Genomic DNA, 26,093 nt, shown 5'->3' on the forward strand with positions numbered 1-26,093 from the left:
ATTAACCCTTCGCTTTCGCCACCGTCACCATCGCGGCACGAATCGTACGGCCATTGAGGGTAAAGCCTTTTTGCATCACGCCAAGCACGTTGCCCGGCTCCACCTCTTCTGACTCCACCATCGCGATAGCCTGATGCACATTCGGATCCAGCGGAACGTTGGTATCAGCCACGACTTCCACGCCGAATTTTTTCACCACATCCAGCATAGATTTCAGCGTCAGTTCAATACCTTCGACCATGGAGGACATGTCGGCATTGTTCTTGTCCGCAACTTCCAGTGCGCGATCCAGGCTATCAATTACCGGCAGCAGTTCGTTGATAAATTTTTCCAGCGCAAATTTATGCGCCTTCTCAACGTCCAGCTCGGTACGACGACGCAGGTTTTCCATTTCTGCTTTCACACGCAGAATACCGTCACGCTCACGGTTCTGCGCTTCAATCAGTTGCGCTTCGAGGTTGGCAATCTTCTCATCGCGCGGATCCACCTGCTCAGCAGAAGCGTCTGGTTCAACCGCCTCAATATCTTCGTGCTGATCCATGATAATTTCTTCCGGGGCTTGCCCGTCAGGCGTTTTCTGTTCTTTACTACTCATGAATTTCTCCGCGTTTTTTCGCATTCATCTCGCTAACTTCGCTTATTATGGGGATCAGTTTCCGGGTTTCAAGGGAACGCGACAGATTGTCATCATTCATTTGGCACAAGGACCACCAGAAAATGGCTCATCATTTCAAGTGTATCGGTATTGTCGGTCATCCACGTCACCCCACCGCGCTGACCACACATGAAATGCTCTATCGCTGGCTGTGTACAAAAGGGTATGACGTCATTGTCGAGCAGCAGATTGCACAAGAGTTACAGCTTAAAAACGTACGTACCGGTACGCTGGCCGAAATTGGTCAGCAGGCGGATCTCGCGGTTGTCGTCGGCGGTGACGGTAATATGCTTGGCGCCGCACGCACGCTGGCGCGCTACGATATTAAAGTCATTGGCATCAACCGTGGCAATCTGGGCTTTCTGACAGACCTTGACCCCGACAACGCACAGCAGCAGTTGGCTGACGTTCTGGAAGGTTATTATATTGCGGAAAAGCGTTTTTTGCTGGAAGTACAAGTCTGCCAGCAGGACTGTCAGAAGCGCATCAGCACTGCCATCAATGAAGTCGTTCTCCATCCGGGTAAAGTTGCCCACATGATTGAGTTCGAAGTTTATATTGATGAGGTATTTGCCTTCTCCCAACGTTCAGACGGCCTGATCATCTCCACGCCGACAGGTTCCACGGCCTACTCGCTTTCAGCGGGCGGCCCAATCCTGACCCCTTCACTGGATGCCATCACTCTGGTACCCATGTTCCCGCATACGCTCTCAGCACGCCCGCTGGTCATTAACAGCAGCAGCACCATTCGCCTGCGTTTCTCACACCGTCGTAGCGATCTGGAAGTAAGTTGCGACAGCCAAATCGCGCTGCCTATCCAGGAAGGCGAAGATGTATTAATTCGACGCTGCGACTACCATCTCAATCTGATACACCCTAAAGACTACAGTTATTTCAATACATTAAGCTCGAAACTCGGCTGGTCAAAAAAATTGTTCTGAAAACGTGCCCCAGGGCTTTACTGTATATAAAACCAGTTTATACTGTATTTAAACACAGTTATGGTTATTCATACAGGAAAGCAACCATGTTGGCACAACTGACTATCAGCAACTTTGCGATTGTTCGTGAACTCGAGATCGACTTCCATAGCGGAATGACGGCTATCACGGGTGAGACCGGCGCAGGTAAATCCATCGCGATTGATGCGCTGGGGCTTTGCCTGGGTGGTCGTGCCGATGCCGACATGGTGCGCGCGGGATCCGCACGCGCTGACCTGTGCGCGCGTTTCGCCCTGAAAGATACGCCTGCGGCACAGCGCTGGCTGGAAGAAAACCAGCTTGAAGACGGGCGTGAGTGTTTACTTCGCCGCGTTATCAGCAGTGACGGGCGCTCTCGTGGTTTTATCAACGGCACGGCGGTTCCCCTTTCGCAATTGCGCGAGCTGGGGCAGTTGTTGATTCAAATCCACGGCCAACACGCGCACCAGCTGCTAGTAAAATCTGAGCATCAGAAAGCGTTGCTGGATGGCTACGCAGGTGAGTATGCACTTACTCAACAGATGGCAGAACATTACCGCCAGTGGCATACAAGCTGCCGCGAGCTGGCGCAGCATCAGCAGCAAAGTCAGGAGCGTACCGCGCGTGCCGAACTGCTGCACTATCAATTGAAAGAGCTGAACGAATTCAACCCAAAGGCGGGTGAATTTGAGCAGATCGATGAAGAGTACAAACGCCTCGCCAACAGCGGTCAGTTACTTAGCACCAGTCAGCATGCGCTGAATTTGCTGGCCGACGGCGAAGATGCCAATCTGCAAAGCCAGCTCTATACCGCACGCCAAATGGTTACCGAACTGGTAAGTATGGATGCCAGCCTGTCCGGCGTTCTCACGATGCTCGAAGAAGCGGCAATTCAGGTCAGCGAGGCCAGCGATGAACTGCGGCATTACTGTGACCGTCTGGACCTCGATCCGAACCGCTTGTATGAGCTTGAGCAGCGTATTTCAAAACAGATTTCGCTGGCACGCAAACACCATGTCAGTCCGGAAGCACTGCCGCAATTTCATCAGGCATTGCTGGAAGAACAGCAACAGCTTGATGACCAGGCTGACTCCCAGGAAACCCTGAAGCTTGCGGTGGCGAAGCACCACCAACTGGCACTGGACGCAGCCCGTCAGCTTCATACGCAGCGGGTACACTACGCGCAAGAACTGGGACAATTAATCACAGACAGCATGCATATGCTCTCGATGCCCCATGGGGTGTTTGATATCGACGTCAGCTTTGATGAGCACACGCTCACGGCAGATGGTGCAGACCGTATTGAGTTCCGCGTTACAACGAACCCCGGTCAGCCCTTACAGGCTATTTCTAAAGTCGCTTCCGGCGGTGAGTTGTCACGTATCGCATTAGCCATTCAGGTCATCACCGCCCGTAAAATGGAAACCCCGGCGCTGATTTTCGACGAAGTGGATGTAGGGATCAGTGGTCCAACGGCAGCGGTCGTTGGCAAACTTCTCCGCCAGCTAGGGGAATCTACCCAGGTGATGTGCGTGACTCACCTGCCTCAGGTTGCGGGCTGTGGGCACCATCACTTCTTTGTTAGCAAAGAGACCGATGGCGCAATGACTGAAACACATATGCTGCCTTTAGATAAACGAGCACGTTTACAGGAACTGGCACGGCTGTTAGGTGGTAGTGAAGTCACCCGAAATACACTGGCAAATGCGAAAGAGCTACTCGCTGCGTAAACTTTTTGCCATTAGTAAGGTCTCAGTACACGATAAATTCGCCGTCAGACCAGGTAGCAAAGGTTTTAAACTGGCTAAAGGTCTATTATTATCGGCACATTACAAATGAGCCACGTACTGTTCGGGCCCGAAAAGGAATCAAATCACTATGCGCTGTAAAATGCTGACTGCTGCCGCAGCGGTTCTTCTGATGTTGACCGCAGGCTGTTCCACTCTGGAGCGAGTGGTTTACCGTCCTGATATCAATCAGGGGAACTACCTGACTCCGAATGACGTTTCTAAAATCCGCGTAGGGATGACGCAACAGCAGGTTGCATACGCATTGGGTACGCCGATGATGACCGATCCGTTCGGAAGCAGTACCTGGTTCTACGTATTCCGTCAGCAGCCAGGGCATGAAGGTGTGACCCAGCAGACGCTGACTCTTACCTTTAACAGCAGCGGCGTATTAACCAACATTGATAACAAACCCGCACTGACAAAAGAGTAATCGCAGGATTAGAAATGGCGCCCAATGGCGCCATTTTTCATTTCAGGGGAAGAGAAGATGGCCGTGCCAGAAAGCAAAACTGCCTTACTGGAAGCAATGGAAAAATCGGCAAGCGCCCTGCGCAAAAAACTCATCCGCATTCCGGCGGACATCGCTTATCAGCAATGCCTGGAAGGGCACGTGGCTGGTAGCCGCATGAGTGTTGCTAATCTTGTCAGCTATCTGATTGGCTGGGGAGAGCAAGTTCTCAACTGGCACCAACAGGAAGCCGCAGGCGAAGAAATAGACTTCCCGGCAAAAGGCTTTAAATGGAATGAACTGGGGAAGCTTGCACAGAAATACTACGCTGATTACCAGCATATTACGTCATGGCCAACGCTGCTAGCCATGCTGGAAGAGAATCAACAGCAACTGGTATCACTGGTGAATGGCTTTAGTGACGATGAGTTGTACCACCAGCCCTGGTACGGAAAATGGACGCGAGGACGTATGATTCAATTCAACAGCGCCTCACCGTATAAGAATGCCAGCACCAGGCTGAACAGCCTGTTAAAAACGCTCGCCGAAGCCTGAACAGATCTATTTCTTCACCGCTCTCTCCGCGCGCTGCCTGCGCAATTCTTTCGGATCAGCAATCAGCGGGCGATAAATTTCGATACGGTCACCATCAGCAACAACATCTTGCAGTTTTGCCGGGCGACTATAAATGCCCACTTTGTTGCGGCTGAGATCGATATCTGTACGTAACTCCAACAGGCCAGAAGCAACAATTGCGTGTTCGATGGTTGCCCCTTCTTCCAGGCTCACCCGCTGCAGGTACTGCTTTTCCGGCAACGCATACGCCACTTCCACCACAATCTTACCCGGCACTGTAGACCTCTTTGGCACGTACGGTAAAAGCATCTACCATATTGGCGGCCAGCTCTTTGAAAATACGACCAAAAGCCAGCTCAATCAGCTTATTGGTAAATTCAAAGTCAAGGTTAAACTCGATGCGGCACGCATCCGCTGATAGCGGCGTAAACTTCCAGCCCCCCATCAACCTCTTGAATGGACCATCGACAAGGTGCATCAAAATGGTTTGGTTTGCCGTTAAGGTATTTCGCGTTGTGAAAGTCTTGCTGATTCCCGCTTTCGAGACATCCACTGCCGCCGTCATCTGCGTAGGGCCGGACTCCAGCACGCGGCTACCCGTGCACCCTGGCAGAAACTGCGGATAAGATTTCACATCGTTAACCAATTCATACATTTGTTCCGCGCTGTAAGGCACCAGTGCAGAGCGACTAATCTGAGGCATAGCATTTCCTGCGATCACACAATCATCAAATAATAACATTTCCCATACATGAAAGGAAAACGCTACGCCGGAACTCGTGCTAAGATAACGCGTTGAACCTCACAGGATGCAATGAGGTCTTTTTGGATATCAGATTACCAATGGCTTCACGACACTTATGACGAAGAAAAAAGTACACAAACCCGGTTCCGCCACCATCGCGATGAATAAGCGCGCCCGCCACGAATATTTTATCGAAGAAGAGTTTGAGGCGGGTCTGTCTCTGCAGGGCTGGGAAGTCAAATCCCTGCGAGCAGGCAAAGCCAACATCGGCGACAGCTATGTGATTCTGAAAGATGGCGAAGCATACCTGTTCGGTGCCAACTTCACCCCGCTGGCGGTGGCTTCGAGCCACTATGTTTGCGATCCAACCCGTACGCGTAAGTTGCTGCTCAACCAACGTGAACTGGACAGCCTCTATGGTCGCGTAAACCGCGAAGGTTATACCGTTGTCGCGCTTTCGCTGTACTGGAAAAATGCCTGGTGTAAAGTCAAAATCGGCGTTGCGAAAGGCAAGAAACAGCATGATAAACGTTCCGATCTTAAAGAGCGTGAATGGCAACTGGATAAAGCACGCATTATGAAAAACGCAGGCCGCTAATGACGCCCACCGGATGCTTCCGCAGCGGGAGTGTCCGGGCAACACCTATTTCCCGCAGCGCCTCTCTCACTTTGGGTGTAGAGAAATGTTTGAACATCAAGATTTCTCGTATGTCGTGCCCTTCTCTTCCCATATCGCTTCTCTGAATTTACTCTCTGAACGTAATCATCTTTATTCGTAACGATATCAGTGGTTATTGTTCACATTCTCGTCAGACAACTCTGGCAAAAAGCGTTACAGCGATATGGACTGGTGTGCTGCGTCATAAATCTGTTATACTCAGCGCAACACTTTTGGGGCTGATTCTGGATTCGACGGGATTTGCGAAACCCAAGGTGCATGCCGAGGGGCGGTTTGCCTCGTAAAAAGCCGCAAAAAATAGTCGCAAACGACGAAAACTACGCTTTAGCAGCTTAATAACCTGCTCTGAGCCCTCTCTCCCTAGCTTCCGCTCTTAAGACGGGGATCAAAGAGAGGTCAAACCCAAAAGAGATCGCGTGGAGGCCCTGCCTGGGGTTGAAGCGTTAAAACTAATCAGGCTAGTCTGGTAGTGGCGTGTCTGTCCGCAGGTGCCAGGCGAATGTAAAGACTGACTAAGCATGTAGTACCGAGGATGTAGGAATTTCGGACGCGGGTTCAACTCCCGCCAGCTCCACCAAAATTCTCCATCGGTGATTACCAGAGTCATCCGATGAAGTCCTGAAAGCCCGCACGGCGCAAGCCCTGCGGGCTTTTTTGTTGTATACGCCCGATCCTGCATAGGATTGACACGTTCCGTTCGTTTAGCAAAACTTCTCCCAGCGCCTTGTCTGTTCCACCGCAGGGGAGAAAAGAATGCATATTACCGAAAGCGCGCTGGCGAGCCGCGTCCCTGTCTGGTATGCATTATCGGAGCTTTTCACGGGGCGGGAACTCCAGGACTATGACTATCGATGGATGGCTCAGGTAATAAAGGAATCCGGGCTTAGCCGGGAAACGATCTTCATGATCCTGGATGAAGAGGTTGCCCCAGCCCTCCAGGCTAATATTATTTATAACCCAACGCCGGTAATGGAAGGTTGGTCAGTAGAAGATATTAAAAAGCTTGTAGCTGAGTATATAAAGAAAAAGCCGACAATCATCGAGCGAATCATTCCAGCCCGCTTGCTATTAAAACAGCGTCGGAAGCACATTCAATATGAGCTAAACAGACTTCTTGTCGAGCTGGATAAATGCACTTAGCAAAAAGCGTGAAGAGAAGACAACCTGCAATTGGTATTTCTTAAAGCGCTATTTCACACGCTTAGCTTGCCGCTTATCAAGTACAACACACCTTCCCGACGCAACGGGCTGACCTGGACAAACGGTGCGGCATGATTTTGAATTCGCGACAAAGCGCACAAATCTTTCTCATTCTATTTTGGATATAAGCAAAGCGTGACGGTCAATTACCAGGAGTAAGGGTACTGAGAAGAAAAAAGACCCGTTACGAAAGGGGTTTTCTGCGATGACTACCCATGAAATTGGTAAGGATGAGGGAAGTGGTTATGCTTTTTACTGCGCAGCGAAATACTCTACTTAGAAAAAAAAGAGTAATGACACTAAAAGACAGACATTTCCATTCATAATTTGCTATAAATTATTTTGCATCGGCGGTATATATATTGTGTCCACCCGAGAAACAAAAGTGATACGCTCGTTTGGTTTCCAGGAACCATTCGTAAAGAAGCAATTCGAAACACCACCAAATTCAAGTAAAAGGATCTGCAAATGTCAGAAGCACTGAAAGCCTTAAACAACATTCGCACACTGCGTGCTCAAACGCGTGAAGTTAGCCTGGAATATCTTGAAGATATTCTCGAAAAATTCACAGTAATCGTTGAAGAACGCCGCGAAGAAGAAGCCTCTCAGCGTAAGGAACTCGAGGATAAACAGGCAAAACTCGAAGCGTTTCGTGTGAAACTTCTTGAGGAAGGCATTGACCCGGCAGAGCTCATCTCCTCCTTAAAAGGACAGGCGACAAAAACAAAATCGACCCGTGAGCCTCGTCCGGCGAAATACAAATATATCGACGAAGACGGCAGCGAAAAAACCTGGACAGGCCAGGGCCGCACGCCTAAAGCGATTACCTCCGCGCTTGAGAAAGGGAAAAAACTGGAAGATTTCGCAATCTAATATCCAGCAATGGGGGGAGGCACGCTCCCCCGCAATGCTATGAAACTCTTTATATAGTGAAATCCGCCCACCCTGCCGATAACATAAGATGATTGACCATCAGCTACAGAATAATCTTAAGCGCATGACGGTTAATTAAAAAACACCGCCATATTCTCCGTTGTACTACCGCGCTTTATCGCACTCTCCTGATATTCATATCCCCGTCGCGGCAAGTCGGTTTAGCCGAACTGTAATCCTTTACTCTCTATTACAATAAAAAAACCAGCGTCTAATATAAGCAGCAGAGCCGAAAAAACAGATGCTCAGGTTACCAGGTCGAGCCGGGCCAATAACATCCCGGGGGGGGGGTACCCGAAAGGCTGGACCATTAAAATTAATACCCGGTGGAATATACTTTTGAAACGCAACGACTCCTCATCAAGCCGATGCTGACACCCGACTGTCAAATAACCAGGCAGGATAAAATGGCAACCAGCCACAAAAGCGTTCCTCGCTACCCATATCGCATCGTGAAATAGCCCTGCTGTTAAACCGCTTTTTCAGCGAGGAAAAATTTTACCCCAGGCGAAACTTTCCCGCGACATCCAGCGAACTGTCTATGAGCGTTAAATTTCCTAACCCCGTGGAGCGCAACATGACACCGATGAAAAAACTCTTTTTGAGCCTTACCTCTGCCGTACTGCTTAGCGCCTCAATGCCGATGTTCAATGCCCAGGCCGCATTGCCAACCGGTGCGCAGGCCCCCGATTTTCAACTGCAGGGCGCCCTTGCGGGCAAGCCTTTGACGTTCTCACTGAAACAGGCCCTGCAAAAAGGCCCGGTCGTGCTCTATTTCTTCCCGGCGGCATTCAGTAAAGGCTGCACCATTGAAGCCCACGCCTTTGCCGAAGCCACGGATGACTTCAAAAAACTGGGCGCGACTGTCATCGGCGTGACCGCAGGTAATGTGGACCAGGTGGATGAGTTCTCTAAACTGGAGTGCCGCGATAAGTTCACTGTCACGGCTGACCCAGGCGCAAAAGTCGCCTCGGAGTACCAGACGCTGATGCAGATGAATGGCAAAACCCTTTCTGACCGGACGTCATTTGTTATCGCGCCGGACGGTAAGATCCTGCTGAGCTACACTGACAGAAACCCGGAAACGCATATCCAGAAAACGATGGATGCGGTGAAACAGTACGCAAATTCGCACTCGTAAAAGGCGGACGTCAACCACCCCATTAGCCATCAGAGACTCACTATGTTAACCGCAATGCTGGCCGCCTTCGCAGGTGGCATTATCCTTAATTTTATGCCCTGCGTTTTCCCGATAATCTCGCTTAAGGCGCTGGGGCTGGTTCGCCATTCGCACAGTACGGTGCAGACGCGCAAAGAAGGGCCTGGCTTCTTACTCGGCACGGTTGTTACCATGCTGATACTGGCCGCTGTTTTGCTTGCCCTGCGCGCGGGCGGTACCGCCGTCGGTTGGGGGTTTCAGCTCCAGTCGCCGCTGGTGATTGCCTTCCTCGCACTGGTTATTCTGGGCGCTGCGCTGAATTTACTTGGCGTGTTTGAAGTAGGTTTGTCGATGCAGCACGCCGGGGAAATTTCCGTTGAGCGCGGTGCGTTTGTCCGGGCGGCGCTAACCGGGGCGCTGTCGATCATTGTGGCAACCCCCTGTGCCGCCCCGTTTATGGCAGGTGCTATTGGCTATGCGCTGGTGCAACCACCTGCCGTGGCGCTGGTTATCTTCTTTGCCCTCGCCCTCGGTTTCGCCGCGCCATTCACTCTTATCTCCCTCTTCCCGGCGTTGGGAAAATGGCTACCGCGCCCCGGTGCCTGGATGAATACGCTAAAACGTGGCCTGGCGTTTCCAATGTTCGGCGCCTTCGGCTGGCTGGTATGGGTGCTGGCTCAACAGGCAGGTACCACCGCGCTCGCCGCGATTCTGGCGGCCGCTGTAGTGCTGAGTTTCGCCGCCTGGCTCTATGGTATGGCGCAGCAACGGCGCTTTGCGGGTAAGCGGCATCTCGCGCTGTTTGCAGTCACCGCTGCGCTGATTCTGGCAGTGATTGTTCCGCTGCCGTCGGTAATCAAAAATGGCGCCCCGCTTGAGACGACGGCACATGTCGAAGAGGTAAAATGGTCGCCGCAAAATGTGGCGGATAATCGTGGCCACGGCAAAGCGATTTTCGTCAATTTCACCGCATCCTGGTGTATCACTTGCCAGGTAAACGAGAAGACGTCGCTGTCTACGCAGGCCGTGAAAGAGGCGCTGGCGCGCACGGGCACACTTTATATGGTGGCCGACTCAACTAAATTTAATGCCGATATCGATGATACGATGAACGCCCTGGGTCAGGGCAGCCTGCCGCTGTATGTGGTCTACCCCGCAGATGGTAGCGAACCGAAAATTTTGCCGCAGGTGCTCACCCCGTCGATTGTGGTCAACGCCCTGACACAGGCCAGCGGTAAAAAGACATGAAGCCGTAACTAAGGCGGGATATGGAAAAATATGAGGCAACGCGTGAGCAATGGCCGCAATTGATGGCGCTTGCCCAGGCCGGCGATCAGGCGGCCTACACGCAGTTGCTAAAGGCGCTGGTACCGGTTATTCGCTCGCTGGTACGTAAGCAGGTTGACGATGACATGCTGGTTGAAGATGTCATTCAGGATGTGCTGCTGACCGTGCACAGGGTACGTCATACCTACGATCCCGCTTCACCTTTTTTGCCGTGGCTGATGGCGATTGCCCATGCCCGTTCGGTTGATGCGCTGCGCCGTCGTGGCCGTCATCGCCAGCGCGAGCAAGACGGCAACGAGGTGCCTGAGTACGCAAACGAAGACCGTTATCTGGCCGCCAGCGTTGAACAACACCAGTCCAGGGAAGAACTCGCCATGCTGTTAAGCCAGCTTCCGGCGCGCCAGCGGCAGGTAATTGAACATGTTCACCTGCACGAAATGACCCTTTCAGAAACCGCGACGCACAATAACCTGACGGTGGCGGCCGTTAAGTCTCTGCTGCATCGCGCATTAAGTAACCTTCGTCGGTTAGGAGCACATCATGGCCGATCATGATCTTTTCATTGAGCAGTTAAGTCGCACTATCGAGCCCGTAAAACGTCCGTGGCAGCCAGGATGGCGGGTTGTAGCGTGGATCGTGATGGCATTGCCCTGTGGGGCGCTGGCCAGTTTACTGGTGCACCGGACTTTTACCGACTGGTCTCAGACAGGCGCCGCGTGGGTTATCTTGCAGTTATTTCTGACCTTTATTACCGGCGCGCTGGCTATCCGTAACGCCTTTTTGCTGAGCATTGCCGGGCAGCAATCCCTGAGCTGGAAATGGTTTACGCCGCTGGTTAGCCTCTGGCTCGCAATTTCCTTTGCCAATATGCAATTGCATCACCACCTCCCGGTACAAGGCAGCGAGGTGGGAACAAATTGTTATCTCTTTATGGTTGTAGTGAGCGTGCCAATGATGGCGATCGTGATTGGTTATCTGCGCCGTACCCGCACGTTATTTCCCGCCCGGAGCCTGGCAGCCGCCGGGGCTGGCGTCGCCTGCATGGCGCTGACATTACTGGCCCTTTGCCACCCAACCCATGTGAGTGCGCTGGATTTTCTGATGCATCTCAGCGCCACGGCAACGATCATCCTTGGCACCATGCTGTTGGGCTATAAATGGGTTTCGCTGCCCCACCATTAAACGTATGCCGTTCCCTTTGCTGCACAACACGCAGACAGCGCGCGGTTTTGCGCACCGTCCCGACATTCACTGATAACAGCAGGTAATACTCTCCTCTGGGTCAAATGAGTGATATATTTTCACGCATTAACCCAAGGAGACGTCATGTCGGAATTTGATTCAATCGCGCAGGAGCTTCAGCGCCAGGCCGAAGCAGAAGAGAAACGGCAACGAGAAGACGACAACGCATTGCTGGGCCGGGTACTGGAAATCTACGGACAAAAGTATGTGGCGGAACAGTTACGCAAACTGGGTCAAAACGAATGGAGTCGTGAAAGATTAAACCGGCGGGTCAATGGCAAAGGCACCCCTGCGCCATTAACCGCCGCCGAGGAAGCCTTACTGCGCAAAATGCTTCCTGCGCCGCCTGCGCACCATCCGCATTATCAATTCCGCTTTATCGACCTGTTCGCCGGTATTGGCGGTATCCGCAATGGTTTTGAAGCCATTGGCGGACAGTGTGTCTTTACCAGCGAATGGAACAAAAATGCGGTGCGGACTTACAAAGCTAACTGGTACAACGACGAAAGCAGCCATCGTTTTAATCAGGATATTCGCGAAGTTACGCTGAGCGGTAAACCGGACGTCACCGACGCGCAGGCCTATGCGCACATTGACGAACAGATCCCCGATCATGACGTCCTGTTGGCAGGATTTCCGTGCCAGCCGTTCAGTTTAGCCGGGGTGAGTAAAAAGAACGCACTCGGTCGCGCCCATGGTTTTGAATGCGAAGCGCAAGGCACGCTCTTTTTCGATGTCGCGCGGATTATTAAAGCCAAACGCCCGGCCATCTTTGTGCTGGAAAATGTCAAAAACCTGAAAAGCCACGATCAGGGGAAAACCTTTACCGTGATCATGAATACCCTTGATGAACTGGGGTACGACGTGGCCGACGCCGAAGCGACCGGTAAAGACGACCCGAAGATTGTGGATGGCAAACACTTTCTGCCCCAGCACCGCGAACGTATTGTTCTGGTGGGTTTTCGCCGCGATTTACAGCTAAAGCAAGATTTTACCCTGCGTAATATCGACCGCTTCTATCCGCGCAGCAGACCGACCTTCGGTGAGCTCCTTGAGCCCACTGTTGATGCGAAGTATGTGCTGTCGCCCAAACTGTGGGATTACCTTTTCCATTATGCGAAGAAGCATGCGGCGAAAGGTAACGGTTTTGGATTTGGACTGGTTGATCCCACGAATGCAGCCAGCGTGGCACGAACCTTATCTGCCCGCTATCACAAAGATGGCTCAGAAATTCTGGTCGATCGCGGCTGGGATAAAGCGCTGGGTGAAAGCAACTTTAGCGACGCCGCCAACCAGCAGCGTCGTCCGCGCAGGCTAACGCCACGCGAATGTGCGCGCCTGATGGGTTTTGAGAAACCTGGCGAAAAACCGTTTCGCATTCCGGTGTCGGACACGCAGGCCTATCGTCAGTTTGGTAACTCCGTGGTGGTGCCGGTGTTTGCTGCGGTCGCCCGGCTGCTGGAGCCCTCTATATTGCGTGCCGTCACTCTCAGGAAGGGGCAACCCACGCGTTGATATGGTCGAGCAAATGGGCAACATAGCGAGTGAGCTTAGGTAACGGACGGCGCTGCTGGCGATAAAGCAGCCACACCTGGCGCGGCTGTGGCGCAAAGTCCGTTAACACGCGTACCAGTTTGCCGCTTGCCAGTTCATCAGCCAGTAAGATCTCCGGCTGGAGTAATAACCCCGCTCCCGCAACGGCGGCAAGGCGCAATGCCTGCCCGTCATTACAACGAAATACCGGGTCTCGCCGCCAGGACATGTCGCCGTCCGTTCCCGGTAGTTTCCATTCGTTATTCGCGTTCCAGACCATATGCGACAGGCAGCGGTGATGCTGTAAATCATCCGGCGTCCGTGGCTCACCGTACCGCGCCAGGTAATCGGGTGAAGCACAAATCACCATGCGATAAAAGCACAGTGGCTTTGCAACCACGTCATCGTTGTGTAACCCACCAATGCGGATCGCCAGATCGAATCCTTCATCAACCAGATCAACCCGTCGGTTACTCAGATCCAGTTCGACGCGTACCTGCGGATGCGCATTAAGAAAGGCGGCAGTCAGCGGAGCCACCACGCAGGCGCCAAACGTCGTGGAGGCACTTACCCGCAACGTACCGGCGGGAGTATCACGCAGTCGTTCAATGGAGGTATCCGCCATATGTACCTGCTCAAGCACCCGGCGTGCCTCTTCATAATAGACACGCCCGGCATCTGTCAGACTTTGTCGCCGGGTATTGCGTTCCACCAGCCTTGCGCCAAGCTGCTCCTCCAGCGCACCGATGTATTTCCCCACCATCACCGCCGACAGATTCAATTGACTTGCCGCCTGGGTGAAACTACCGCAATCCGCAACGGTCACGAACACTTCCATACTGCGCAGCTTATCCATATTGCTAACCCACAGTTAGTAATCAATTAACGTTTAGCTCATTTATCTTATAAATAATTAGCGGAAGAATAGCCACTACTGCAACAGAGGAGCATAACGATGAAAATTCTACTGATTGGCGCAAGTGGTACCGTAGGTCGGGCGGTTGAGCAGGAGCTGAGCCAGGGTCAACATGACATTATCCGCGCGGGGCGCACCAGCGGTGATTTCCATGTTGATATCACGTCCGATGAGAGCGTGGCAGCACTGTTTGCAAATGTGGGGAGAGTCGATGCTATCGTCGCCACCACCGGCAACCTTTTCTTTGGGCCGCTGGAGAAAATGACCAGCCGGGATTTTTCGATTGGCCTGCAGGATAAGTTGCTCGGCCAGGTACGTCTGGCGTTGACAGGGCAACATTACCTGAACGAGGGTGGTTCAATTACGCTAACCAGCGGGATTGTTGGCCAGGAGCCCATCGCGCAAGGGGTAAATGCCACGACGGTCAACGCCGCGCTGGAAGGTTTTGTGAAGGCAGCGGCGTGCGAACTGAAACACGGGCAGCGTATAAATGTCGTTAGCCCGACTATGCTGAGCGAATCGCAAGAAGCCTACGGCCCCTTCTTTCCGGGGTTTGAGAGCGTGCCGGCCGCGCGGGTGGCGCTGGCTTATCGCCGCAGTATTGAAGGCGTGCAGACAGGGCGCGTCTATACCGTGGGATATTAATCGCCCCTCATCCGTCAATGAGGGGCAGCGGATTAGACATCCGTTTTCAGGCCCGTGACAAAGCTCTGCCACTGCTCCTGTAGTGCGCTGATATGGCCTTGCTCAATTTCACGGATGTAAGGTATCGAGCGGTTTTTCGCAACCCAATCGTTGATTGAAGAGAACCAGGCCTCACTGTCTGTGGTGCTGGCGGTGAGGCTCAGCATTGCATTGCGGACTGTCTGGGAAGCGTGCGTTCCTTCGGCCAGTTGTGCGAGGGCATCCTGATGATGCTGTGCCTGGTCGTTATCCCCCAGGCTTTCCGCCAGTCTGCTCGCCTGAGTGAGGACCACTTTGGTCATCTGATCGGCCTGTGAAGATTTATCACTAATAAACTGAGCGACAAATGCGCTGGCCTCAGTCTGGTAATCCGTTGCCACATACTTCTGTACCACCAGATTCAGCTTGGCTTGTGTTAAGGCCAGATCCATCGCATTGGTGGTGTAATCCCCGTTTTGGGTTGGGGATGTCAGGGCTTTATGCAGTGCGTCAGCCATCTCATCGGCGTTAACCGTGGCGTTCTGGAAAAAGGCCTGAAAACTGACCGCGTCATTAGCGGTGGCGGGATCGGAATAGAAATCACTGGCAAGGCTTGGTCCCGTTGGCATTCGCGCTATCGCCTGGTTACGCAGGTTGAGCGCTTCGCGAGCGCTCGCGTCTATCTCCTCCTGAGTCGGCGGCGTTAAGTTATCCCTTGCTTGCGCCATCGCTTCCGGCGACAGACTGACCTCAACGGAATCAACGGGATCAACGTTTTTCCCCGTCACGGCATGCACCGTTTCCAAACGGGTAGTGGCAGGCATGTCCCTCAACGAGGCAGCCGAACTTACATCCTTAATGCTCATATCTTCTCCTTAGAATTGATGCCAAACGTATTTTTTATCGTCTCAATGGCGAAGAACTTTACGGACTTGCACAAAAAATCGGAGAAAATATCAGGTTAACAATCAGTTATAAAAACATGAGGGCGAAAGCTCTCGCCCTTCGCCTCTTAGTCACGTGACTGAACCCAAAAAGCGTGAATCAGGCCTGGGAAATAGCCAAGCAACGTCAGAATCACGTTGAGAATGAAAGCCCAGCCAAAGCCTTTACCAATGAGTACGCCCAGCGGGGGAAGAATAATCGTAAAAATAATACGCCAGAAACCCATAACTTCTCCATTGCGATAAAAATGCAGGTGATTGTTAAAAAAGGAATTTAATGTAAAAGCTTAGCCACTTTACGGAACACCGCCAGCCGAGCCTTGCGCTTTTACCCTCTTTTACGCAAAACGACATTTCATCAATAGCAGTCATCATCCGGCCCAACTGTACCTTGTGGGCAGTTCGCGCTAAGGTTTAATGACCAGGAAATAAGGAGGACAATATGATTACTGTTGGTGATGTAGTGCAGCCGCGTATTGGCGGACCGAAGTTAAAAGTCATTGAAGTGCATGAGGACCAAATCGTTGCCGTACCGGTGCATAATGACGCGGCAGAGAAAATTACCCTCAAAGCTGCGGACGTATCTCTTTATAAAGAAGACGGCGATTTCGGCGTCTGCTAATTCTTTTTTGCGGTGAGCATTTCTCACCGCAACTTATCTGAATCCCCCCCCCTTCATTACCTTTCTTTATGCAAACAATCCGCATATTTACCCAAACAGAGAAACAGCATTTAACGCTGGGAAAAGCGTTTGTTTAGCATAAAAAATGCTACTGATTGAATTATGAACATCAGGGAAGGATTGTTCGCTAAAAGTACGCGTTGCTACGATAAGTCATTTTGTGAATAGCATCACAGCTCATCCATAAGTTAATGATATCAAATGCTTTTATTGCCCTCTCCAACAAAAATAACGAAATGCGCAAAAAACAGGCAAAGGCAGAGCAATTTATCCAGAAAAAGAAAATAAATAAAAATTATTAGCTAGTTGTTAGTTTATATCCAGACATATAATCTAGCACCATCAAATGTACCACAGCAAACCGCTAGTTACCGTCCGGTATCAGCTTATTTTCTCTTTTCAAGGAGCAGTACCATGTTCTCTTCGCAGTCCCGCCTGCGTCATGCCGTGGCAGACACCTTTGCAATGGTTGTCTATTGTTCGGTAGTGAACATGCTCATTGAAATATTCCTCTCTGGAATGACCTTCGAGCAGTCACTTTCATCACGTCTGGTTGCTATTCCGGTCAACATTATTATTGCCTGGCCTTATGGTCTGTATCGCGATGCGATCATGCGGTATGCCCGCCGTATTAGCCCGAAAAGCGGAATGCGAACGCTGGCCGATGTGGTGGCCTATGTCACCTTTCAGTCACCGGTATATGTCGCTATTTTGCTGACTGTCGGCGCCGACTGGCATCAGATTGTCGCTGCGGTGAGTTCAAATGCGGTACTGTCGATGCTGATGGGTGCGCTGTACGGCTACTTCCTGGATTATTGCCGCCGTCTGTTTGGCGTGAGCTTTCAGCAGGCGAAAGCCTGAAGGTAGAGTGACAGGCCTGCGCCTGTCACTGCTTATTGAAACTCGCCGAACAGGCCCGATAAAAAACGCTCAAGCGCCAGCCGGGAACTGAAACCGTGTGGAATACCGTAATGTTCCTGCGCGTCCCCGCCTAAATATAACGGGAAGTTTTGATAGTGATCGCACGTCTTGATTTCCGAGGCGGGTTCCGCAAGGGACAGACTTCGTTCTTTTAGCGTGGGGTGAATGATCAGCGCCGTACGGCCCATGCGCGCCTCCCGATTAACATACACGTAATTATCCCCACGGCGATAACCGTAGGTCTTCGGTGTAGCGACATCCATTTTAAATCCCACTTTCTCAAGAACGCGTGCCACCTCATCGGGTCGTAAATACATATTTTTTCCTCGTCATCTTTTTACTGCACCGCAACCTTACATTACTCAGCATTAGCAACGCTTTCAGAAAAGTCCATAAACGAGGGCAAATGCCGTTTCGGTGATTAGCGGCACAAAATTATGGTCTAAACTAAAATTCACATCGAAAACAAAGGAGGATCCGATGTTTAACAGACCTAATCGCAGTGATGTAGATGATGGCGTTCAGGATATCCAGAATGATGTTCATAAACTGGCCGATAGCCTGGAAGATGTACTCAAGTCTCTGGGTAGCGATGCAAAAGACGAAGCGGATACCGCACGTCGTAAAGCGCAGGCGCTGTTAAGAGAGACCCGGGCGCGTCTGCATGGTCGGACACCAGCACATCAGGCGGCGCGTGACGCGGTAAGCTGTGCAGGTACCTATGTGAAAGAGAATCCGGTCTATGCCCTGGGGGCAGTTGCCGCCGTCGGGATTTTCCTGGGTGCGCTGATTTGTAACCGCCGTTAAACCCGCTTACTCTCCCCTCCTCAACCCTGGACGTGATGCACGTGCGGGGTTTTTTATTGCCTGTTGGCCTGTTTTACGCATATACAGCCCCTCCTCGTTGCGCTCATCAACCAGGAAAAACTTATCTTAATTTCCTATATGTTGTGTGGTTGAAACTTTTATCAACTACATCTAGTATTCCTGTTAGCAGCGAGCACACGACTGACGCGAACCTTCGCGCCGTTCTCTCATTTTAAATGGAAACACGAATCATGCGCATTACTATTTACACTCGAAATGACTGTGTACAGTGCCACGCCACAAAACGGGCAATGGAAAGCCGTGGACTTGAATTCGAAATGGTGAATGTCGATCTGGTACCGGACGCCGCAGATGAACTGCGCGCAATGGGTTCTCGTCAGTTACCGGTCGTGGTTGCAGGTGAAACCCGATGGTCTGGTTTCCGCCCGGACATGATCAACCGCCTGCACACCGCACCGCGTGTGGCCAGCGCATGAGCCTCCTCGTCTACTTCTCCAGCAGCTCGGAAAACACGCAGCGGTTTATTGAGCGACTGGGGATGTCGGCGGTGCGTATTCCACTCAATGAGCGTGAGCGCATCCGGGTAGACGAACCCTACATTCTTGTTGTTCCCAGTTATGGCGGCGGCGGTACGGCAGGTGCCGTGCCGCGTCAGGTCATCCGCTTTTTAAACGATCAGCATAACCGTGCGCTGATTCGCGGCGTGATCGCCTCCGGCAATCGCAATTTTGGCGAAGCCTACGGGCGAGCGGGAGATGTGATCTCGCAGAAATGCGGCGTGCCGTATCTCTACCGTTTTGAGCTGATGGGAACCCAGCAGGACATTGAAAACGTGCGTAAAGGAGTGAGCGAATTTTGGCAACGACAACCGCAGAGCGCGTAATGCAAGCCGCACCGGATTACCATGCGCTGAACGCCATGCTGAATCTGTACGATAAAGCAGGCCGCATCCAGTTCGACAAAGACCACCAGGCGGTAGACGCGTTCTACAGCAACCATGTCCTGCCCAATAGCATGACATTCGCTAGCCAGGATGAGCGCCTTAACTATCTGGTGCAGGAAGAGTATTACGATGAAAGCGTGCTGGCGCGTTATGATCGCGCTTTCGTGGTCGACCTTTTTGCTCACGCCCATGCCAGCGGTTTCCGTTTCCAGACGTTCCTTGGCGCATGGAAGTTCTACACCAGCTATACGCTGAAAACCTTCGACGGCAAACGTTATCTTGAGCATTTCGAAGACCGCGTGTGCATGGTCGCGCTTACCCTCGCCCAAGGAGATAAAACCCTGGCGCGGCAGTTGACCGATGAGATCCTGGCCGGTCGCTTCCAGCCTGCAACACCGACCTTCCTCAATTGCGGCAAAAAGCAGCGCGGCGAGCTGGTCTCCTGCTTCCTGTTACGTATTGAAGATAATATGGAATCCATTGGCCGCGCGGTGAACTCAGCGTTGCAGTTGTCCAAACGCGGCGGTGGCGTGGCCTTTTTGCTCTCAAATCTGCGCGAGGCCGGTGCGCCGATTAAGCGCATTGAGAACCAGTCGTCGGGTGTGATTCCGGTAATGAAGATGCTGGAAGATGCCTTCTCTTATGCAAACCAGTTAGGCGCGCGTCAGGGAGCGGGTGCCGTTTATCTCAACGCGCACCACCCGGATATTTTGCGTTTTCTCGATACCAAACGGGAAAACGCCGACGAAAAAATTCGTATTAAAACGCTCTCACTGGGTGTGGTGATCCCGGATATCACTTTCCGTCTGGCAAAAGACAATGCTGACATGGCGCTGTTTTCACCCTATGACGTGGAGCGCCTGTACGGCAAACCCTTCGGTGATATCGCAGTAAGTGAGATGTATGAACAACTGGTTGCCGATGACCGCATACGTAAGAAATACATCAACGCCCGCGATTTCTTCCAGACGCTGGCGGAGATCCAGTTCGAATCAGGCTATCCGTACATCATGTTTGAAGATACGGTGAACCGCGCTAATCCCATTGCCGGGCGTATTAATATGAGCAACCTGTGCTCCGAGATTTTGCAGGTGAATAGCCCGTCCACGCTGGATGAAAACCTGGACTACGTGGATATTGGCCACGATATCTCGTGCAACCTCGGCTCGCTCAATATTGCCCATACCATGGATTCGCCTGACTTTGGCCGCACGGTGGAAACGGCGGTGCGTGGCCTGAGCGCGGTCTCAAACATGAGCCATATCCGCTCGGTTCCCTCCGTAGAAGCCGGGAATGCGGCATCACACGCTATTGGCCTGGGGCAGATGAACCTGCACGGCTATCTGGCGCGTGAAGGCATTGCCTACGGCAGTGAAGAGGGGCTGGATTTCACCAACTTCTATTTTTACACCATCACCTGGCATGCGCTGAATACCTCGATGATGATGGCCCGCGAACGCAACCAGCGTTTTGCAGGCTTCGAACAGTCGCGCTATGCCAGTGGGGAATTTTTCAATCAGTACCTGGAAAAGGACTGGCAGCCAAAAACAGAGAAAGTCCGTGCGCTCTTTGCCCGAAGCGGTATCACCCTCCCTGACCGCAATATGTGGGAGCAGTTGCGTGAGAGCGTGATGCGCTACGGCATTTACAACCAGAACCTGCAGGCAGTTCCGCCCACCGGGTCTATTTCTTACATCAATCACGCCACGTCGAGTATTCACCCTATCGTGTCGAAAATTGAGATTCGCAAGGAAGGCAAAACCGGGCGCGTTTACTACCCTGCCCCGTTTATGACCAACGAAAACCTGGCGTTTTATCAGGATGCCTATGAAATCGGGCCGGAGAAGATCATCGACACCTACGCTGAGGCCACGCGTCATGTGGATCAGGGGTTGTCATTGACGCTGTTCTTCCCGGACACCGCCACCACGCGCGACATTAATAGAGCGCAGATTTATGCGTGGAAGAAAGGTATCAAGACGCTGTACTACATCCGCCTGCGCCAACTGGCGCTGGAAGGTACTGAAATCGAGGGCTGCGTGTCCTGCGCGCTGTAAGGAGAAAAGGATGAAACCACTATCACGCGTGAGCGCCGTCAACTGGAACAAGATTCAGGATGATAAAGATCTTGAGGTCTGGAACCGCCTGACCAGTAACTTCTGGCTACCTGAAAAGGTACCGCTGTCGAACGATATCCCCGCCTGGCAGACACTAAGCCACGCGGAACAGCAACTGACGATCCGCGTTTTTACCGGGCTGACGCTGCTCGATACCATTCAGAATACCGTGGGTGCGCCGACATTAATGGCTGATGCGCTGACGCCCCATGAAGAGGCGGTCTTGTCGAACGTCAGCTTTATGGAAGCGGTGCATGCCCGCTCTTACAGCTCGATTTTCTCCACGCTGTGTCAGACAAAAGATGTGGATGCGGCCTACGCCTGGAGTGAAGAGAACAGCGCGTTGCAGCGTAAGGCACAGCTCATTCTCGAGTATTACCGTGCCGATGATCCGTTGAAGAAGAAAATTGCCAGCGTGTTCCTGGAGTCATTTTTATTCTATTCCGGCTTCTGGCTACCGATGTACTGGTCCAGCCGCGGCAAGCTGACCAATACGGCGGACCTGATTCGTTTGATCATTCGCGATGAGGCGGTTCACGGCTATTACATTGGCTATAAGTTTCAGAAAGGACTGGAAAAAGTCAGCAGTGAAAAGCGTGAAGAATTGAAAAATTTCGCGCTGGAGCTGATGATGGATCTCTACGATAACGAAGTGACCTACACCGAGGACTTATATGCGGAGTCGGGTTGGGCCGAGGATGTGAAAGCCTTCCTCTGTTACAACGCCAATAAAGCGCTAATGAACCTGGGCTATGAGCCCTTGTTCCCGGCGGAAATGGCAGAAGTAAACCCGGCAATTCTCGCCGCCCTCTCACCGGGGGCGGATGAAAATCATGACTTCTTCTCGGGTTCCGGTTCGTCTTATGTGATGGGCAAAGCGGTGGAAACCGAGGATGAAGACTGGGATTTCTGAGCCGCCCGTCTCCCCTCACCCCGGCCCTCTCCCCCAGGGGAGAGGGCGAAAAACAGGCCGTACCCGGCTTATCTGACCGGCACCGATCCGGTCCCCTCTCCCCAGGGGGAGAGGGTTAGGGTGAGGGGAAATACTCGCACATTGTTCAATATTATTCCCACTCACTCACTACAAACATTCCGTAATATTTCTTCCGTCATTCTTTCGCCATATTCACCCACAATCACCATCATCGCACCGTAATTTCAGCAGCGAATACGAAAAATCTCATAAAAATTCAATCACCGCTCAGCCCTTATCTCATGGGAAATTCAGACGATTTTACACTTGCAAAATTCCCCCAATACAAGTCATGAGGGTTGTCACAGAATCTCAGTATGCTAGGGTATACGCGGTCAATTATTCGCATCAGGTAACATATCGACATAAATAAATAACAGGAAACGTTCTATTGCATGGCAATTAAATTAGAAGTTAAAAACCTATATAAAGTATTTGGCGAGCATCCGCAGCGGGCTTTCAAATATATTGAAAAAGGATTTTCGAAAGAACAAATTCTGGAAAAAACAGGGCTATCGCTTGGCGTTAAAGACGCCAGTCTGGCCATTGAAGAAGGCGAGATATTTGTCATCATGGGATTATCCGGTTCGGGTAAGTCCACAATGGTACGCCTTCTCAATCGCCTGATTGAACCCACCCGCGGACAGGTACTGATTGATGGCGTGGATATCGCCAAAATATCAGATGCCGAACTCCGTGAGGTGCGCAGGAAAAAGATTGCGATGGTCTTCCAGTCATTCGCGCTAATGCCGCATATGACAGTGTTAAATAACACTGCGTTTGGCATGGAATTAGCGGGTGCGAGCGTCAGTGAGCGTCAGGAAAAAGCCTTAGACGCATTGCGTCAGGTCGGGCTGGAGAATTATGCCCACGCTTATCCGGATGAACTCTCTGGTGGTATGCGCCAGCGCGTAGGTCTCGCTCGCGCATTAGCGATTAATCCCGACATCTTATTAATGGACGAAGCCTTCTCGGCGCTCGATCCATTAATTCGTACCGAGATGCAGGATGAACTGGTGAAATTACAGTCGCGTCATCAACGCACTGTGGTCTTTATTTCCCACGATCTGGATGAAGCAATGCGTATTGGCGATCGGATTGCCATTATGCAAAACGGTGAAGTTGTTCAGGTCGGAACACCGGATGAAATTCTGAATAATCCGGCGAATGATTATGTGCGAACCTTCTTCCGTGGTGTGGATATTAGCCAGGTATTCAGCGCAAAAGATATTGCCCGCCGCACGCCGGTCGGCCTTATTCGCAGAACGCCAGGTTTTGGCCCACGTTCAGCGCTGAAGATGTTGCAGGATGAAGACCGTGAATATGGTTATGTGATTGAACGCGGTAATAAATTTGTTGGCATTGTCTCCATCGACTCTCTGAAAACGGCGCTAAGCCAGAATCAGGGTATCGATGCGGCGTTAATCGACTCCCCGCTTGCCGTGGACGCGGAAACGCCGCTCAGCGAGTTGCTCTCTCATGTTGGCCAGGCACCCTGCGCGGTACCGGTGGTCGGTGAAGAACAACAATACGTCGGCATCATCTCCAAACGGATGCTGCTGCAGGCTTTAGATCGCGAGGGAGCAAACAATGGCTGATCAAAATAACCCGTGGGAGAGCGCACCGGCAACCGACAGCGCGGCACAATCGGCTGATGCGTGGGGATCATCACCCGCCTCCGCACCAACGGATGGCGGCGGTGCCGACTGGCTCGCCAATGCCCCGGCACCTGCGCCGGAGCATTTTAATATTATGGATCCCTTCCATAAGACGCTGATCCCACTGGATAGCTGGGTCACGCAGGGGATCGACTGGGTGGTGACGCACTTCCGCCCGGTGTTCCAGGGCATCCGTGTCCCGGTGGATTACATCTTAAGCGCCTTCCAGCAGTTGCTGTTGGGGATGCCTGCGCCGGTCGCGATCATTGTTTTTTCACTGATCGCCTGGCAGATTAGCAGCGCCGGAATGGGCGTCGCGGCACTGGTGTCACTGATTTTGATCGGTGCCATTGGCGCCTGGTCGCAGGCGATGGTCACGCTGGCACTGGTGCTGACCGCCCTGCTGTTTTGCATCATCATCGGGCTACCGCTTGGCATCTGGCTGGCACGCAGTGAACGTGCGGCGAAGATCATCCGTCCGCTGCTCGACGCCATGCAGACAACGCCTGCGTTTGTCTACCTGGTGCCGATTGTGATGTTGTTTGGTATCGGCAATGTGCCGGGCGTGGTGGTGACCATTATTTTCGCCCTGCCGCCGGTGGTGCGTTTGACTATCCTGGGTATTAACCAGGTGCCGGAAGATTTAATTGAAGCATCACGGTCATTTGGCGCCAGCCCGCGTCAGATGTTGTTCAAAGTACAGTTACCACTGGCCATGCCCACCATTATGGCGGGGATCAACCAGACGCTTATGCTTGCCCTCTCCATGGTAGTGATCGCATCGATGATCGCCGTCGGTGGACTTGGTCAGATGGTACTTCGCGGTATTGGCCGACTCGATATGGGGCTGGCAACCGTCGGTGGCGTGGGGATTGTTATCCTCGCCATCATCCTCGACCGCCTGACACAGGCGATGGGTCGCGATGCCCGCAGCCGGGGTAATCGTCGCTGGTACAGCACCGGCCCACTTGGGTTGATTACTCGCCCGTTCATTAAATAACGATGTAGCTCGCCCGGAGACACGCGCTCCGGGCCTACTGAGTCCTACCTAAAATTGAAGGAATAACAACGATGCGACAGAACATCATTCTCGCCACAGCGTTTGCCACCCTTGTCTCCACCAGCGCATTTGCGGCCGACCTGCCCGGCAAAGGCATCACCGTACAACCCTTCCAGAGCACTATCTCTGAAGAAACATTCCAGACCCTGCTGGTCAGCCGTGGGCTGGAAAAACTCGGCTACACCGTCAACAAGCCCAGCGAAGTGGACTACAACGTCGGTTACACCTCACTGGCGGCGGGCGATGTGACCTTTACCGCCGTGAACTGGCAACCACTGCATGATGATATGTACGCGGCGGCCGGCGGAGATAAAAAGTTCTACCGGGAGGGGGATTTCGTTACCGGCGCAGCGCAGGGGTATCTGATCGATAAGAAGACCGCTGAGAAGTACAACATTAAAAGCATCGATCAACTTAAAGATCCCAACATTGCCAAACTGTTTGATACCAACGGCGACGGTAAAGCGGACCTGACAGGATGTACGCCAGGCTGGGGCTGTGAAGCGGTGATCAACCACCAGCTTGACGCCTTTGGTCTGAGTAAATCCGTGGTGCATAACCAGGGCAATTACGCGGCGATGATGGCTGATACCATTACTCGCTTTAAAGAAGGCAAACCGGTGCTCTATTACACCTGGACGCCATACTGGGTTAGTGACGTATTGAAACCGGGGAAAGATGTGGTCTGGCTGCAGGTGCCATTCTCTTCTCTGCCGGGCGAGCAGAAAAATATCGACACCAAACTGCCTAACGGTATGAACTACGGCTTCCCGGTGAACACAATGCACATTGTCGCCAATAAAGCCTGGGCCGAGAAAAACCCGGCGGCGGCGAAACTGTTCTCCGTAATGAAGCTGCCGATTTCTGATATCAATGCTCAGAATGCGATGATGCACGCCGGTCACGCCTCCGAAGCGGATATTCAGGGTCATGTTGATGGTTGGATCAAAGCCCACCAGCAGCAGTTTGACGGTTGGGTGAAAGAGGCGCTGGCCGCGCAGAAGTAAGGGGGTTGGGTTTGAGTGCGGCCTTTTCCCCCTCACCCTACCCCTCTCTCCCGTAGCCCCGGTAAGCGAAGCGCCACCGGGGACCAATCCCGGATGCGGTGCTTAACGCACCTTATCCGGGCTACATTTCCCTCCCCCATAATTTTCTCTCTCCCGTGGAAGAGGGCATCAGAGC

General features: G+C 52.3%; 30 protein-coding genes and 1 other RNA gene. 24 read left to right on the top strand and 7 right to left on the bottom strand.

The window, feature by feature from the left end; translation table 11 throughout:
* Nucleotide 1: 1 nt before the first annotated feature.
* Complete coding sequence (gene grpE, locus IP582_RS19545; RefSeq protein WP_193794180.1) at nucleotides 2–595, bottom strand: nucleotide exchange factor GrpE; 594 nt, start codon at nucleotides 593–595, stop codon at nucleotides 2–4.
* 122 nt (nucleotides 596–717) lie between these two features.
* Here grpE and nadK point away from each other — a divergent pair, with 122 nt between their 5' ends.
* From nadK to IP582_RS19565, 4 genes are all read left to right on the top strand, one after another.
* Complete coding sequence (gene nadK, locus IP582_RS19550; protein ID WP_039077565.1) at nucleotides 718–1,596, top strand: NAD(+) kinase; 879 nt, start codon at nucleotides 718–720, stop codon at nucleotides 1,594–1,596.
* An 86-nt stretch (nucleotides 1,597–1,682) separates the two neighbouring features.
* The gene (gene recN / locus IP582_RS19555; RefSeq protein WP_193794181.1) at nucleotides 1,683–3,344 is read left to right on the top strand and encodes a DNA repair protein RecN; all 1,662 of its coding nucleotides are present in this window, start codon (nucleotides 1,683–1,685) and stop codon (nucleotides 3,342–3,344) included.
* Between the two features lie 148 nt (nucleotides 3,345–3,492).
* Nucleotides 3,493–3,834 carry an outer membrane protein assembly factor BamE gene (gene bamE / locus IP582_RS19560; protein ID WP_039077567.1) on the top strand — a complete coding sequence of 114 codons (342 nt, stop codon included), beginning with the start codon at nucleotides 3,493–3,495 and terminating at the stop codon, nucleotides 3,832–3,834.
* Between the two features lie 57 nt (nucleotides 3,835–3,891).
* The gene (locus IP582_RS19565) at nucleotides 3,892–4,407 is read left to right on the top strand and encodes a ClbS/DfsB family four-helix bundle protein (RefSeq protein WP_193796313.1); all 516 of its coding nucleotides are present in this window, start codon (nucleotides 3,892–3,894) and stop codon (nucleotides 4,405–4,407) included.
* 6 nt (nucleotides 4,408–4,413) lie between these two features.
* Here the strand turns inward: IP582_RS19565 and IP582_RS19570 are convergent, their stop codons facing one another.
* Nucleotides 4,414–4,704, bottom strand: a complete 291-nt coding sequence (locus tag IP582_RS19570) for an RnfH family protein (protein WP_193794182.1) — start codon at nucleotides 4,702–4,704, stop codon at nucleotides 4,414–4,416.
* Nucleotides 4,694–5,131, bottom strand: a complete 438-nt coding sequence (locus tag IP582_RS19575; protein ID WP_197718602.1) for a type II toxin-antitoxin system RatA family toxin — start codon at nucleotides 5,129–5,131, stop codon at nucleotides 4,694–4,696. The genes IP582_RS19570 and IP582_RS19575 overlap by 11 nt, the downstream gene beginning before the upstream one ends.
* Before the next feature lie 157 nt (nucleotides 5,132–5,288).
* Here IP582_RS19575 and smpB point away from each other — a divergent pair, with 157 nt between their 5' ends.
* The 9 genes from smpB (at nucleotide 5,289) to IP582_RS19620 (ending at nucleotide 13,188) form a co-directional block, all read left to right on the top strand.
* Nucleotides 5,289–5,771, top strand: a complete 483-nt coding sequence (smpB, locus tag IP582_RS19580; protein ID WP_039077570.1) for an SsrA-binding protein SmpB — start codon at nucleotides 5,289–5,291, stop codon at nucleotides 5,769–5,771.
* 295 nt (nucleotides 5,772–6,066) lie between these two features.
* Nucleotides 6,067–6,429, top strand: a transfer-messenger RNA (tmRNA) gene (gene ssrA, locus IP582_RS19585).
* 176 nt (nucleotides 6,430–6,605) lie between these two features.
* Nucleotides 6,606–6,992 (top strand): hypothetical protein, encoded by a 387-nt coding sequence (locus IP582_RS19590; RefSeq protein ID WP_193794183.1) that lies wholly within the window; start codon nucleotides 6,606–6,608, stop codon nucleotides 6,990–6,992.
* 528 nt (nucleotides 6,993–7,520) lie between these two features.
* Nucleotides 7,521–7,925, top strand: coding sequence for an H-NS family nucleoid-associated regulatory protein (locus IP582_RS19595; RefSeq protein WP_039077584.1), 405 nt, complete (start codon nucleotides 7,521–7,523; stop codon nucleotides 7,923–7,925).
* Between the two features lie 637 nt (nucleotides 7,926–8,562).
* Entirely contained in the window at nucleotides 8,563–9,126 is a 564-nt protein-coding gene (locus tag IP582_RS19600; protein WP_110296153.1) for a peroxiredoxin, read from the top strand.
* A gap of 42 nt (nucleotides 9,127–9,168) precedes the next feature.
* The gene (locus tag IP582_RS19605; RefSeq protein WP_193794184.1) at nucleotides 9,169–10,392 is read left to right on the top strand and encodes a protein-disulfide reductase DsbD; all 1,224 of its coding nucleotides are present in this window, start codon (nucleotides 9,169–9,171) and stop codon (nucleotides 10,390–10,392) included.
* A 20-nt stretch (nucleotides 10,393–10,412) separates the two neighbouring features.
* The gene (locus tag IP582_RS19610; protein ID WP_193794185.1) at nucleotides 10,413–10,985 is read left to right on the top strand and encodes an RNA polymerase sigma factor; all 573 of its coding nucleotides are present in this window, start codon (nucleotides 10,413–10,415) and stop codon (nucleotides 10,983–10,985) included.
* Nucleotides 10,972–11,613: an NrsF family protein gene (locus tag IP582_RS19615; RefSeq protein ID WP_079497826.1), complete on the top strand. Its 642-nt coding sequence runs from the start codon at nucleotides 10,972–10,974 to the stop codon at nucleotides 11,611–11,613. Before IP582_RS19610 ends, IP582_RS19615 begins: the two co-directional genes overlap by 14 nt.
* 144 nt (nucleotides 11,614–11,757) lie before the next feature.
* Entirely contained in the window at nucleotides 11,758–13,188 is a 1,431-nt protein-coding gene (locus tag IP582_RS19620) for a DNA cytosine methyltransferase (RefSeq protein ID WP_193794186.1), read from the top strand.
* Here IP582_RS19620 and IP582_RS19625 read toward each other — a convergent pair.
* Nucleotides 13,163–14,062 (bottom strand): LysR family transcriptional regulator, encoded by a 900-nt coding sequence (locus tag IP582_RS19625; RefSeq protein WP_193794187.1) that lies wholly within the window; start codon nucleotides 14,060–14,062, stop codon nucleotides 13,163–13,165. The genes IP582_RS19620 and IP582_RS19625 overlap by 26 nt on opposite strands.
* Nucleotides 14,063–14,161: 99 nt before the next feature.
* On the opposite strand from IP582_RS19625, the gene IP582_RS19630 reads away from it, so the two are divergent.
* Nucleotides 14,162–14,767, top strand: a complete 606-nt coding sequence (locus tag IP582_RS19630) for a short chain dehydrogenase (RefSeq protein WP_193794188.1) — start codon at nucleotides 14,162–14,164, stop codon at nucleotides 14,765–14,767.
* A 32-nt stretch (nucleotides 14,768–14,799) separates the two neighbouring features.
* Here IP582_RS19630 and IP582_RS19635 read toward each other — a convergent pair whose 3' ends face one another.
* Both IP582_RS19635 and IP582_RS19640 read right to left on the bottom strand, forming a co-directional pair.
* Complete coding sequence (locus IP582_RS19635) at nucleotides 14,800–15,651, bottom strand: hypothetical protein (protein ID WP_193794189.1); 852 nt, start codon at nucleotides 15,649–15,651, stop codon at nucleotides 14,800–14,802.
* A 146-nt stretch (nucleotides 15,652–15,797) separates the two neighbouring features.
* Nucleotides 15,798–15,956, bottom strand: a complete 159-nt coding sequence (locus tag IP582_RS19640) for a YqaE/Pmp3 family membrane protein (RefSeq protein WP_039077593.1) — start codon at nucleotides 15,954–15,956, stop codon at nucleotides 15,798–15,800.
* 215 nt (nucleotides 15,957–16,171) lie between these two features.
* Between IP582_RS19640 and IP582_RS19645 the strand changes: the two genes are divergently transcribed.
* Nucleotides 16,172–16,351: a hypothetical protein gene (locus IP582_RS19645; RefSeq protein WP_071194717.1), complete on the top strand. Its 180-nt coding sequence runs from the start codon at nucleotides 16,172–16,174 to the stop codon at nucleotides 16,349–16,351.
* Nucleotides 16,352–16,825: 474 nt separating this feature from the next.
* Entirely contained in the window at nucleotides 16,826–17,272 is a 447-nt protein-coding gene (alaE, locus tag IP582_RS19650) for an L-alanine exporter AlaE (protein ID WP_047369158.1), read from the top strand.
* A 32-nt stretch (nucleotides 17,273–17,304) separates the two neighbouring features.
* Here alaE and IP582_RS19655 read toward each other — a convergent pair whose 3' ends face one another.
* Nucleotides 17,305–17,649, bottom strand: coding sequence for a DUF2002 family protein (locus tag IP582_RS19655; protein ID WP_039077596.1), 345 nt, complete (start codon nucleotides 17,647–17,649; stop codon nucleotides 17,305–17,307).
* A gap of 163 nt (nucleotides 17,650–17,812) precedes the next feature.
* On the opposite strand from IP582_RS19655, the gene IP582_RS19660 reads away from it, so the two are divergent.
* From IP582_RS19660 to proX, 8 genes are all read left to right on the top strand, one after another.
* Complete coding sequence (locus tag IP582_RS19660; RefSeq protein WP_193794190.1) at nucleotides 17,813–18,139, top strand: DUF883 family protein; 327 nt, start codon at nucleotides 17,813–17,815, stop codon at nucleotides 18,137–18,139.
* A 251-nt stretch (nucleotides 18,140–18,390) separates the two neighbouring features.
* Entirely contained in the window at nucleotides 18,391–18,636 is a 246-nt protein-coding gene (nrdH, locus tag IP582_RS19665) for a glutaredoxin-like protein NrdH (protein WP_193794191.1), read from the top strand.
* Entirely contained in the window at nucleotides 18,633–19,043 is a 411-nt protein-coding gene (nrdI, locus tag IP582_RS19670) for a class Ib ribonucleoside-diphosphate reductase assembly flavoprotein NrdI (RefSeq protein WP_193794192.1), read from the top strand. Before nrdH ends, nrdI begins: the two co-directional genes overlap by 4 nt.
* The gene (nrdE, locus tag IP582_RS19675; protein WP_193794193.1) at nucleotides 19,016–21,160 is read left to right on the top strand and encodes a class 1b ribonucleoside-diphosphate reductase subunit alpha; all 2,145 of its coding nucleotides are present in this window, start codon (nucleotides 19,016–19,018) and stop codon (nucleotides 21,158–21,160) included. Before nrdI ends, nrdE begins: the two co-directional genes overlap by 28 nt.
* Nucleotides 21,161–21,170: 10 nt before the next feature.
* On the top strand, nucleotides 21,171–22,133 hold the full coding sequence (gene nrdF, locus IP582_RS19680; protein WP_193794194.1) for a class 1b ribonucleoside-diphosphate reductase subunit beta: 963 nt from the start codon (nucleotides 21,171–21,173) through the stop codon (nucleotides 22,131–22,133).
* A 455-nt stretch (nucleotides 22,134–22,588) separates the two neighbouring features.
* Nucleotides 22,589–23,791: a glycine betaine/L-proline ABC transporter ATP-binding protein ProV gene (gene proV, locus IP582_RS19685; RefSeq protein ID WP_193794195.1), complete on the top strand. Its 1,203-nt coding sequence runs from the start codon at nucleotides 22,589–22,591 to the stop codon at nucleotides 23,789–23,791.
* Nucleotides 23,784–24,851, top strand: coding sequence for a glycine betaine/L-proline ABC transporter permease ProW (gene proW, locus IP582_RS19690; RefSeq protein ID WP_193794196.1), 1,068 nt, complete (start codon nucleotides 23,784–23,786; stop codon nucleotides 24,849–24,851). The genes proV and proW overlap by 8 nt, the downstream gene beginning before the upstream one ends.
* A gap of 71 nt (nucleotides 24,852–24,922) precedes the next feature.
* Complete coding sequence (proX, locus tag IP582_RS19695; RefSeq protein ID WP_193794197.1) at nucleotides 24,923–25,918, top strand: glycine betaine/L-proline ABC transporter substrate-binding protein ProX; 996 nt, start codon at nucleotides 24,923–24,925, stop codon at nucleotides 25,916–25,918.
* The last annotated feature ends 175 nt before the right edge of the window (nucleotides 25,919–26,093 follow it).

This window comes from Citrobacter sp. BDA59-3 (assembly GCF_015167655.1).
GTDB classification, from domain to species: domain Bacteria; phylum Pseudomonadota; class Gammaproteobacteria; order Enterobacterales; family Enterobacteriaceae; genus Phytobacter; species Phytobacter diazotrophicus.